The organism is Thiomonas sp. OC7 (genome assembly GCF_900634595.1).
Classification (GTDB): Bacteria; Pseudomonadota; Gammaproteobacteria; order Burkholderiales; family Burkholderiaceae_C; genus Thiomonas; species Thiomonas arsenitoxydans.
The window spans coordinates 634,214-645,469 of the sequence record NZ_LR131953.1; the positions used below are offsets into that span (position 1 = coordinate 634,214).

The following is an 11,256-nucleotide window of genomic DNA, read 5'->3' on the forward strand; positions in this document are numbered from 1 at the left end:
GTTTTCCCGTCACCTCACCTCCCATCTCCCATGACCCAGTCGCTTTTTTCCCGCGTGGAAATGGCCCCGCGCGATCCCATCCTCGGCCTGAACGAACAATTTGCTGCTGACCCCAACCCCAACAAGGTCAACCTGGGCATCGGCGTCTATACCGACGCCGACGGCAAGCTGCCGCTGCTGGCCTGCGTGAAAGCGGGAGAAGCGCAGCTCATGCAGGCGCCCAAGCCGCGCGGCTATCTGCCCATCGACGGCATCGCCGCCTACGACAAAGCGGTGCAAGGACTGGTGTTCGGCGCCGACCACGAGGCCGTGACCTCCGGCCGCATCGCCACGGTGCAAGGCCTGGGCGGCACCGGCGGGCTGAAAGTGGGCGCAGACTTTCTCAAGCGCCTCAACCCCAACGCGCAAGTGCTGATCTCCGACCCCAGCTGGGAAAACCACCGCGCGCTGTTTGAAGCCGCAGGCTTCAACGTGGGCACTTATCCCTATTACGACGCCGCCAAGCAGGGCGTGAACTTCGACGCCATGCTCGCTGCGCTCAACGCTGCCGCCGCGGGCACCATCGTCGTGCTGCACGCCTGCTGCCACAACCCCACCGGCTACGACATCAGCCCGGCGCAGTGGGAACAGGTGATTGCCGCCCTCAAGGCGCGCAAGCTCGTGCCCTTCCTCGACATGGCCTACCAAGGCTTCGGCGAAGGCATTGCCGAAGACGGCGCGGTCATCCAGCAGTTCCTCGCCGCCGGTCTCGATTTTTTCGTCGCCACCTCCTTCTCCAAGAGCTTCTCACTCTACGGCGAGCGCGTCGGGGCGCTCAGCGTGGTGTGCGCCAGCAAAGAAGAAGCCGGCCGCGTGCTGTCGCAGATCAAGCGCGTCATCCGCAGCAACTACTCCAACCCGCCCACCCACGGCGCGCAAATCGTCGCTACCGTGCTGGGCTCGCCTGAACTGCGCGCCCAGTGGGAGCAAGAGCTTGCCGGCATGCGCGAGCGCATCCGCGCCATGCGCAGCACCCTGGTGGAAAAACTCGCCGCCGCCGGTGTGAAGGGCGACCTGTCCTACATCACGCGCCAGAAAGGCATGTTCAGCTACTCAGGCCTCTCCGCCGCCCAAATGGAGCGCCTGCGCACCGAATTCGGCGTCTACGGCGTATCCACCGGCCGCATCTGCGTGGCCGCGATCAATCTGCACAACGTGGACTACGTCGCCAAGTCCATCGCGGCGGTGATGCAGTAACAAAAACGAAGTAGCGCACACTTCTCAGCTCGCGACCCAGATCCAACAATCGGATGGACTTGAACTCTGGCGTGCTGGAATTTCTGGCCCCGTTAACACTGATCATTAGATTAGTGCAATGACAAAACGCCAGCGTTCAAGCGCTGTTACGAGACGCCTTTGCTGCCGCGTTAGGGCAACAGCGGCGATTATTAGGGAAACAAGAGCCTGTCGCTCTATAACGAGTTAGGCACCAATGACCCAGACCATTGCTAGCCTCGAGGGGTACGTTCGAAAGATCCGCAATGTCCAGGCGGCGGATGACGAGGTGCTGATCTATCGAGGCCACTCAAATCGTCGTGAATACAAGCTGATTCCATCCCTATTGCGAGAGGATAAGTACCGGCACGCAGAGCACACGATCCTTCGGGAGCTTGTGGCAACCCACCCTGGAGAGTTCGAAGCAGATCGCACAACTCTAGAACAGCTTGTGCGGGTTCAGCACTATTCCCTTCCTACGCGCCTACTCGATGTGACTTGGAACCCGCTCGTTGGTCTCTATTTCGCTGTGAAGAGCGGCAACGGCCCTCCAGCAGAAGTAGTCATCTTTCGGGTTAAGGCCGAACTGATCAAGTTCTACGATAGCGATACAGCCAGCTGTATCGCGAACCTCGCGCACCTGAGCATCGAAGAAAAGAATGCCATTGATTTCGGCCTGGCCGACGATGAGTTCAATGCACAAAAGCCGATAGACCGACTCATTCAGTTCATCCGAGTTGAGAAACCGCACTTTCGAAGCGGAATCGACCCACAGCACCTTCGCTCCGCGATTGTGGTAAAGCCGAAGCTGAACAACAAACGCATCATTGCTCAATCGGGCGCCTTCCTCCTGTGTGGCCTATCTGTTGACCTTGAGGGCGCGCCACCAGGCGGAATCACTATCGAGAGAATCAAAATCAATGGGAACAAGAAATCGATCATTCGCGATGAGTTGGATCGAATGGCTGTGAACGACAGCACCATGTTCCCTGAAATCGAGAAGACCGCGTTGTACATCAAGGGGAAGCTATGAGGTGCCGCAGATTGGTGCCTAACTCCGGCGTTAGCAGGCTGCTGAAACTTTGCAGCACGTGGTCAGGTCTGGCCTCGTAGCACTTGTTTCGGTTTGCAGCGCATGCTGTTTGCTCTTTCCCGCCGAGAAGACGGGGTAGCAAAACCCCTGCTGCGCTGGCAGCTCTACGCGAGTAAAATTTGTGCATCGCAACAAGAAAAGGTCGGAGTCCATCATGGTGTATGACCTGTATGAAACCCAGCGCTCGCTGATGCGGCCGCTGGCTGATTTTGCCGAGGCTGCCGCCAAGTTTTACGCCAATCCGGTGTGGCCTGCGGTGCCGCACAACGTCACCCAGCGTGTCTCGGCCAGCTACGACCTTATGCACCGGTTGCTCAAAGACTACGAAAAACCCGAGTTCGGCATCAATAGCGTGCAGATCGAGGGCAAGACTGTCGCAGTGCAGCAACGGGTCGTGCTGGAAAAGCCTTTCTGTCGTCTGCTGCGGTTCAAGCGGTTTTCTGACGACGTCAGCCTGCTGGGCAAACTCAAGGATGATCCGACCGTGCTTATCGTGGCGCCGCTGTCGGGCCATCATTCCACCTTGTTGCGCGACACGGTGAAAACCATGCTGCAAGATCACAAGGTGTTCATCACCGACTGGACCGACGCCCGCATGGTGCCCACCGAGCAGGGCCGTTTCAGCCTGGACGACTACGTGGCTTACATCCGCGAGTTCATTGCTGCCATCGGCCCCGATGTGCATGTGATGTCGGTCTGCCAGCCCACGGTGCCGGTGCTGGGCGCCATTTCGCTCATGGCCAGTGCGGGCGAGATCGCGCCGCGCAGCATGATCATGATGGGCGGCCCCATCGACGCGCGCAAGTCGCCCACGGCGGTGAACAACCTGGCGATGAACAAGAGCTACGAGTGGTTCGAGAACAATGTGATCTACCGCGTGCCCGCCAACTACCCCGGCGCGGGTCGGCGCGTCTATCCCGGCTTTTTACAGCACAGCGGTTTCGTGGCGATGAACCCCGACCGCCACCTCACCTCGCACTACGACTACTTTCTCGACCTCATCCGCGGCGACAACGATGATGCCGAGTCGCATCGCCGTTTTTACGACGAGTACAACGCCGTGCTCGACATGGACGCTGATTACTACCTCGACACCATCAAGCTGGTGTTCCAGGACTTCGGATTGGTCAACGGCACCTGGACAGTAGAAGGCGAGGCGGTGCGCCCGCAAGACATCCACCGCACGGCGCTGCTCACCATCGAAGGCGAACTCGACGACATTTCCGGCGCGGGGCAGACCGAGGCGGCGCACGACCTGTGCACTGGCATCGCTTCGGTCAGCCGTCAACATTACGTGGCCGAAGGCGCCGGGCATTACGGCATTTTTGCAGGACGGCGTTGGCGCGAAAAGGTCTATCCGGTGGTGCGCGACTTCATCGCCGCGCATCCTCAAGGGGCTGCGGGCGATCCGCCGCGCAAACCGGCACGATCCCGCGCCTCCGCCTGAACCTGTTGACTCATGCCCGTTGCGACCGCCGCCCTGGCCGCGCAAATCGACGCCCTGCTGCCGCAAACGCAGTGCACCCGCTGCGGCTACCCCGACTGTGCCGCCTACGCGCAGGCCATCGCCGAAGGCCAGGCCGACATCAACCGCTGCCCGCCCGGCGGCGCGCAGGGCATTGAAAAACTCGCTCATCTGCTGCAGCGCCCGGCTACCGCGCTCGACCCATCCTGCGGAACGGAAGGCCCGCGCGAGCGCGCCGTGATCGACCCGGCCCTGTGCATCGGCTGCACCTTATGCATTCAAGCCTGCCCGGTGGACGCGATCGCCGGTGTTTCCAAACGCATGCACACCGTCATCGACGACTGGTGCACCGGCTGCGCCCTGTGCCTGCCGCCCTGCCCGGTCGATTGCATCCGCATGGAAGCGCTGACCGACCCCGCTATGGCCACCCGCAGCAGCTGGAATGCCTGGAGCCCGGCGCAGGCCGACGAAGCCCGCCAGCGCTATGCTCGGCACCTCGAACGTCACCCTCGCCCACTGGCGCGGACTGAGCCACCCGCCACACCGGCTCCTGCGGCAGACCACAAGACCGCCCTGCTGCAAGCGGCTCTGGAGCGCGCCCGGCAGCGCCAGCGCAGTGCTCCTTGAATTCTGAATTTCAGCCAAATCGCAAGAAAATGACCACAAAGCCCAGTAAATCGCTACAAACCTTCCCGAACCCCGCCCCTGAGCGCGACTATCACATCCACATGCAGGTGCCTGAATTCACCTGCCTGTGCCCGCTCACCGGCCAGCCGGATTTTGCCCGATTCGACATCGACTTCATTCCCGACAAGAAGTGCGTCGAGCTCAAAAGCCTCAAGCTCTATATGTGGAGCTATCGCGACGAAGGCGCCTTTCACGAAAAGGTCACCAACGCCATCCTCGACGATCTGGTAAAGGCCATGTCGCCACGCTTCCTGCGCGTGACGGCGCGCTGGTATGTGCGCGGCGGCATTTACACCAATGTGGTGGTCGAGCACCGCAAGCGTGGGTGGAAACCAACGCCGCGCGTCGATCTGACGCAGTTCGACGCCGCCGAACCCGCAGCGAATTAAGACGACTTAACGAAACTTGCTCAAGCCTTGAGCAGTTTTGACGGCTGAATGCGCAAAATGGCGTTCAGCCCCGTCACCAGCACCGAGCCGTCGGCCAAGGCGAGCACACCGTAGGGCAGATGCAACTCGGCGGGCAAGGCGCCCGTGGTCACCTTCTCGCCCGCGCCGGTTCCGGCCAAGGTGGAAACTTCGCCTTGCGGCGATATGCGGCGCACCCGGTTATTGCCGGTATCGGCCACGATCAGGCTGCCATCGGGCGCGAACGACAGGGTTTGTGGGTGTAAAAATAGCGCCTCCTCCACCTTGCCATCGGCAAAACCGCCCTTGCCGGGTTTGCCCGCAAAGGTCGTTACCGTGCCATCGGGCGTGATTCTGCGAATGACGTTGTTGAAGTATTCGCTCACGTAAATCTGCCCTTGCGCGTCCAGCGTCAGCCCGACCGGGGTGTTGAAGCGTGCCTGCGCTCCCCGCCCATCGCGCCAGCCGGTATCGCCGGGTGAACCGGCCAGGGTGCTGACCACCCCTTGCGCGCTGATGCGGCGCACCGTGCTGTTGTAGGCATCGGCCACATACACCACGCCTTTTGCGTTCACGCCCAGCCCGACGGGGTGATTAAATCGCGCCTGCTGGCCCGGCCCATCGGCAAAGCCTTCGACCTCCAGCTTGCCCGCTAGGGTGCTGACCCTGCCCTCCCGGCTGATGCGGCGCACCGTGTTGCTACCGGAATCGCTCACAAACAGCGTGCCATCGGTGGCCACCGCCACACATTCGGGCGAATAAAACCGCGCCTGCAGCGCCGGGCCGTTGCGGGCGTCGCGCTGCTCCACCTGCCCGGCGACAATGCTGACCTGGCCGTCAGTGCCCAGCTTGCGCACCACGCTGTTGACGTAGTCGGCCACAAAGATGTTGCCCTGCGCGTCCAGCGCCATGCCGCGCGGGTCGTGAAACCGCGCCTGGGCGAAGTCGCCGCCGTTGTACATGCCAGGGCCAATGGCGCCTGCAAAGACCTCCAGCGTGCCTGCGGCCTGCGGCGCAGCAAAAGCGGTTTGGCTGATCAAAGGGGACAAGGCCGTGCCCAGCGCCAGGGCTCCGGCCGATTGAATGAAGTGTCGTCGCTGCATGAGAGTTCAGGGGAAGTGCCCGCGACGGTTGCGCGGTTCAGGCTCAAGCTTATGTCAGCAGATTTTTACTTGCAGGTGTGCCACTCAAGTGCCGCGCCGGTCGACCAGTGCGCGGGCGATCGTGCCGAGATCGACATACTCCAGCTCGGCCCCGGCGGGCACGCCGCGCGCCAGGCGGGTAACGCGCAGGCCGCGCGGACGCAGGGTTTCGGCGATGACATGTGCCGTCGCCTCGCCTTCGTTGGTGAAGTTGGTCGCCAGAATCACCTCTTCCACTGCGCCGTCGAGCGCGCGGGTCATCAGCCGGTCGAGGCCGATTTCCTTCGGCCCCAGGCCATCGAGTGGGCTGATGCGGCCCATGAGCACGAAATACAGGCCGTGGTAGGTCAGCGTCTGCTCTACCGCGGCGAGATCGGCGGGGCTTTCCACCACGCAAAGCTGGCGGGCGTCGCGCCTGGGGTCAGCGCAGATGCTGCAGACCGCGTCTTCGGTGAGGGTGTTGCAGCGCGCGCAGCGCTGCACCGCGCCCAGCGCCGCGTCGAGCGCGCGGGCGATGTGCTGCGCGGCCTCGCGGTCGTGTTCGAGCAGGTGATAGGCCATACGCGACGCCGACTTCGGCCCGACGCCGGGCAAATGCCGCAGGGCGTCGATCAGCGCGTCGAGCGCGGGCACATGGCCGGGCGCGGCCTCATGCATGACGTGTCGAGGTCAAGTTCGGGGCCACTTCAGTTCAACTTCGCCCGTCGCTCAGAACGGCAGTTTCATGCCGGGCGGCAGGGGCATGCCTGCGGTGGCGGCGCTCATTTTTTCCTGCGATGTGGCCTCGGCCTTGCGCACCGCGTCGTTGAAGGCGGCGGCCACCAGGTCTTCGAGCATGTCGCGGTCTTCGGCCACCAGACTGGGGTCGATGTTCACGCGCTTGACGCCGTATTTGCAGGTCATCGTCACCTTCACCAAGCCCGCGCCAGACTGACCTTCGACCTCGATCTGGCCAAGCTCGTCCTGGACGCGCTTGAGGTTGTCTTGCATCTGCTGCGCCTGCTTCATCAGGCCGGAAAGTTGTCCTTTGTTGAACATGGGGTGTCCTTCGATTGAGAAATGAAATCGCCGCGCTTGCAGCAACGCGGCATTGTCGGTCAGGCGGGTGTCGGCTGCGCTGACGGGGGCATGGGTTTGAGGCTGCCGGGCACGATTTGCGCGCCCAGATCGTGCATGAGCTGCAGCACCAGCGGATCGTTGCGTATCGCAGCCTCGGCATCGGCCTGCGCCTGGGCCTTGGCGCGCGCGTCGCGCTGCATCACGCTGTCAGTCACTTCGCCGGCTTCGGCGCGCAGCACGATGTCTTGTCCCAAGGCCTGACGCACGGCAGTCTGCAGCTTGTCGAGCGACCCGGCGCGGGTGAGCTGTTCGTTGGGCACGCGCAGCAGCCACTCCGTGCCTTGCATGGCCACCAGTTCGCTTTGCTGCGCCAGCGCGCGCGGCAGGCCCGCGGGCACGTCGAGCCGCTGCACCAGCGTGGGCCAGTCGGTATCAGACGCGATGTGGGGCGTGATCTGCAGGGGCGGCTTGATGTCGGCGGGGCGGGGTGGCGTGGGCTGCGGCTGGGTTTGCGGTTCGGGCTTAGCCGCATAGTTAGTCGCCGGCGCTTCCTCCGCGGCGAGCACGGGGGCGGCGGGCGCCAATGGGGCGCTCAAGGTCGCTGCGGTACGCGGCATGGCCTTGGCTGCGGTTTGCACCGGGGGCGCGGATTTGGTGGCCGGTTGCTCGCGCTGTGCTGCGACCTGCGCCGCGGCCGACTGCGACGGTGGCGAAGCCGGAGCCGCCGCCTTGGGCAGCGCCAGCCCGCCTGGCGGCAAGCTGGGCACGCTGCCCGCGATGACCGGGGCGAAGGCCAGCAGGCGCAGCAGGGTCATGGTGAAGCCGGTGCGGTCGTCCGGGGCGAGCGACAGCTCGTTGCGGCCATGCAGCACCGTGGTGTAGGCCAGTTGCACCAGCTCCGGGCTGAGTTGTGCGGCCAGGGCGACCAGCGCTTCATGTTGCGGGTCGTCGGCATCGGCGGCCTGCGGCACGAGTTGCAGCAGGGCGATGGTTTGCAGCAGCGCGGCCAGCTCTTCCAGCGCCGCGCCGAAAGACAGACCGCGCGCTTCCAGCGCATCGGCCTGATGGATGAGCGCCACACCGTCCTGCGAGGCCAGCGCCTGCAAAATAAGGAGCAGATCGCTGCGATCGACCGTGCCCAGCATCTGCTGCACCGCCTCGGTCTCCACCCGCCCGGCGCAGTAAGCCAGCGCCTGGTCGGTGAGCGAGAGCGCATCGCGCATCGAACCGTGCGCGGCGCGGGCGATGAGCCGCAGCGCGGCGTCGTCTGCCGGCACGTTCTCGGCCTGCAGCACCTGCTGCAAATGGCCGACGATGGCGCCCGGCATCATCTGTTTGAGGTTGAACTGCAGGCAGCGCGACAGCACCGTGACCGGCACTTTCTGCGGGTCGGTGGTGGCGAGCACGAACTTCACATAGTCGGGCGGCTCTTCCAGCGTCTTAAGCATGGCGTTGAAGGCGTGGTTCGAGAGCATGTGCACCTCGTCGATCATGTACACCTTGAAGCGCCCCGCCGTGGGCTTGTAGACCGCCTGCTCCAGCAGCGTGGTCATGTCTTCGACGCCGCGATTGGAGGCGGCGTCGAGCTCGATGTAATCGACAAAACGCCCGGCGTCGATCTCGGTGCAGGCCGGGCACACGCCGCACGGCTGGCTGGTGACGCCGCCCTGCCCGTCCGGCCCGGTGCAATTGAGCGCCTTGGCCAGAATGCGCGACACCGTGGTCTTGCCCACCCCGCGCGTGCCGGTAAACAAATAGGCGTGATGCAGACGGTCGTGGTCGAGCGCATGCGTGAGCGCCCGCACCACATGGTCTTGTCCCACGAGGGAGGCGAATGATTTAGGGCGCCACTTGCGCGCCAGCGCGACGGAAGTCATGGGCCGGATTCTAGGAGCCTGTCGGGCTTGGGTCGCGTAGAGCGAAAAAAGGGTGTAGGGATGGCCTGTGGCGGCGGATTTGCCGCTCCATAGCCGAAGCTATGGAGCAAGAAGCCGCTGCCGCAGGACGCCGTACAGCCTTTTTGCAGCCCGCGATTCCCAAGTCCGACAGGCTCCTGGGAGCCTGCATCATCCCCTCTGGCTGAATCCAAAACCGTCGTGGCGCCGTAGAGAGAACAAACCCCAATCCAAGCAGACCTGCCGCCCGCTGACACCTTGCTCCACGCCCCATGCGCCCTTCCTTGCCGACCCTGACCCGACTCTGCCAGCGTCTCGCCCTGGCCTGCCTCGCCCCGCTCATGGTCGCCTGTTCGCCGGTCACCCTGATCAACCGGCTCACCCCGACCGACACCTACAGCTTCAGTGGCGACATCGCCTACGGCCCCGCCCCGCGCGAAGCGCTGGACATCTACCGGCCCAACGCTGCCACGCTGCGCAAGCCCCAGCCCGGCGGTGCCCCGGTGGTCGTGTTTTTCTACGGCGGCAGCTGGACCAGCGGCAACCGCGCCATGTACCGTTTCGTCGGCGAGGCGCTGGCCGCGCGCGGCATCGTCACCGTCATTGCCGACTACCGCCTCTATCCCGAAGTGCGCTACCCCGACTTCCTGCGCGACAACGCCCGTGCCGTCGCCTGGACGGCGCAGCACATCGCCCAGTGGGGCGGCAACCCGCACCAGATCTACCTCATGGGCCACAGCGCCGGGGCCTACAACGCCGCCATGCTGGCGCTCGACCCGCGCTGGCTGCACGCCGTCGGTCTGCGCCGCGCCGATCTGGCCGGGTGGATCGGGCTGGCCGGGCCCTACGACTTTCTGCCCATCACCGACCGAGAAGTCCAGCCCGTCTTTCACTTCCCCGACTACCCCGCCGGCTGCATGCCCATCGACTACGTTCACGACGCCCGCGTGCCGCGCACCTTCCTCGGCGCAGCGCGCGTCGACAGCCTGGTCAACCCGCAGCGCAACACCGTGCAACTCGCCCAAGCCCTGAAGGCCGACGGCGCCCAGGTCACGCTCGACCTCTACCCAGGCGTCAACCACGAAACCCTCATCGGCTCGTTCGCCACCCCGCTGCGCTGGATGTCGCCCGTGCTCGACGACGTGGTGGATTTCGTGCACCACGCGCCCCAGCCGAGCACGGCAGCTCTTGCGGCCACCCAAGCCACCCCCTGATCGACGGCCTTGCGCCGTGCTGGCGGAGCACCCAAAGTTGTCTTCCATCCGCACCCGCGGGCGGTTGGGAGACCGCTCATGCCCACCCTCACCCGAGTCCTCGCGACCCGCAGCCCAAGCTCGCGGCCGCGCTCAGCCTGGCCGCCCCGCTATTCAGTGAGCTTGCCGATGATCTTCACCGCAATACCCCCGCCCGGCACCACCGCACCGGCCAATTCGCAACCCGCGTCGAGCAGCATCTCGCGGGTCATCACCTTGCTCAGCTTGTCCTTGAACCACTGACCGTTCTCGCTGACCTCGCCAGTCAGCCCGTTCACCTCGATGACCCCGCGCTTGTCGGCGGTCGACCAGATGAACTCGAATGCGAACACCGGTCGCCAGTAAAGGTGCAGGCGCTCCACCACAATGGCGTCCGACTGGATGTGATGCGCGTTGATGCTGTTGCCGTTGAGCGCGGTGCTGGCGGCCAGCAGCGCCGCTTGCTGCGGCACCGTGGGCTTGATCAGTTCCGCGCGCTCGATCTGCTCGACCTCGGAAAACTTGTATTTGGTGCGATAGCCATCGAGCGTGCCCGGCTTGATGTCGCGCCCAAGACCATCGGAAAACTGGTCGAAAGCCATCTTGCGGTGACACATCTCGGTCACCGCAAGATCGATGCGCGCCTTGTCGCCCTGCCGCGTGACCTCGTACTGCTCGCCGTTGAGTTCAACTTTGTGCGCATAGGGGTTGTGCACCGGCACCGGGTAGGTCATCTGCGTGGTGTAGTCCACGCTGCGCGTGGAGGTCACATGCCAGAACGGCTCCAGCCGGAACTCCTTGCGGCTCAGGCGCACCGTGTCATCGCGCGGACGATTGAGCGGGTTGAACTTGGCCAGCATGCCGAACGCCGAGAGCTTTTTCTTCTCCGCCTGTTCCTCAGCGGCGCGGGCCGGGTACACCTCATCGAACAAATAGATGCGGATAGCGGATTCGTCGAGTTGCAAAGTCTGCTGCGGGAAGCTCATCGCGGGTGGTCCTGAGAGGGTGTCGCCTTGTTGGCG

Annotated in this window: 11 protein-coding genes; 6 read left to right on the forward strand and 5 right to left on the reverse strand. The window is 64.1% G+C overall.

Annotation, left to right across the window (positions count from 1 at the left end; genetic code table 11):
• Positions 1-30: 30 nt before the first annotated feature.
• The 5 genes from BIO17B3_RS03025 to queF all read left to right on the forward strand — a co-directional run bounded on the left by BIO17B3_RS03025 (position 31) and on the right by queF (position 4,888).
• Positions 31-1,236, forward strand: coding sequence for an amino acid aminotransferase (locus BIO17B3_RS03025; protein WP_013106227.1), 1,206 nt, complete (start codon positions 31-33; stop codon positions 1,234-1,236).
• A 235-nt stretch (positions 1,237-1,471) separates the two neighbouring features.
• Entirely contained in the window at positions 1,472-2,287 is an 816-nt protein-coding gene (locus BIO17B3_RS03030) for an FRG domain-containing protein (RefSeq protein ID WP_156052975.1), read from the forward strand.
• A 214-nt stretch (positions 2,288-2,501) separates the two neighbouring features.
• Entirely contained in the window at positions 2,502-3,794 is a 1,293-nt protein-coding gene (locus BIO17B3_RS03035; protein WP_156052976.1) for a polyhydroxyalkanoate depolymerase, read from the forward strand.
• A 12-nt stretch (positions 3,795-3,806) separates the two neighbouring features.
• Entirely contained in the window at positions 3,807-4,439 is a 633-nt protein-coding gene (locus BIO17B3_RS03040; RefSeq protein ID WP_156052977.1) for an RnfABCDGE type electron transport complex subunit B, read from the forward strand.
• 29 nt (positions 4,440-4,468) lie between these two features.
• Positions 4,469-4,888, forward strand: a complete 420-nt coding sequence (queF, locus tag BIO17B3_RS03045; RefSeq protein WP_013123453.1) for a preQ(1) synthase — start codon at positions 4,469-4,471, stop codon at positions 4,886-4,888.
• Positions 4,889-4,908: 20 nt separating this feature from the next.
• Here the strand turns inward: queF and BIO17B3_RS03050 are convergent, their stop codons facing one another.
• The 4 genes from BIO17B3_RS03050 to dnaX all read right to left on the reverse strand — a co-directional run bounded on the left by BIO17B3_RS03050 (position 4,909) and on the right by dnaX (position 8,984).
• The gene (locus tag BIO17B3_RS03050) at positions 4,909-6,009 is read right to left on the reverse strand and encodes a hypothetical protein (protein WP_156052978.1); all 1,101 of its coding nucleotides are present in this window, start codon (positions 6,007-6,009) and stop codon (positions 4,909-4,911) included.
• 84 nt (positions 6,010-6,093) lie between these two features.
• Positions 6,094-6,705 (reverse strand): recombination mediator RecR, encoded by a 612-nt coding sequence (recR, locus tag BIO17B3_RS03055; RefSeq protein ID WP_013106233.1) that lies wholly within the window; start codon positions 6,703-6,705, stop codon positions 6,094-6,096.
• A 51-nt stretch (positions 6,706-6,756) separates the two neighbouring features.
• Complete coding sequence (locus tag BIO17B3_RS03060; protein WP_156052979.1) at positions 6,757-7,086, reverse strand: YbaB/EbfC family nucleoid-associated protein; 330 nt, start codon at positions 7,084-7,086, stop codon at positions 6,757-6,759.
• A 59-nt stretch (positions 7,087-7,145) separates the two neighbouring features.
• Positions 7,146-8,984, reverse strand: a complete 1,839-nt coding sequence (dnaX, locus tag BIO17B3_RS03065; protein WP_156052980.1) for a DNA polymerase III subunit gamma/tau — start codon at positions 8,982-8,984, stop codon at positions 7,146-7,148.
• Between the two features lie 290 nt (positions 8,985-9,274).
• Between dnaX and BIO17B3_RS03070 the strand changes: the two genes are divergently transcribed.
• Positions 9,275-10,216 (forward strand): alpha/beta hydrolase, encoded by a 942-nt coding sequence (locus BIO17B3_RS03070; protein WP_156052981.1) that lies wholly within the window; start codon positions 9,275-9,277, stop codon positions 10,214-10,216.
• A gap of 149 nt (positions 10,217-10,365) precedes the next feature.
• Here BIO17B3_RS03070 and BIO17B3_RS03075 read toward each other — a convergent pair whose 3' ends face one another.
• Positions 10,366-11,220, reverse strand: a complete 855-nt coding sequence (locus BIO17B3_RS03075) for a hypothetical protein (RefSeq protein WP_156052982.1) — start codon at positions 11,218-11,220, stop codon at positions 10,366-10,368.
• Positions 11,221-11,256: the final 36 nt, after the last annotated feature.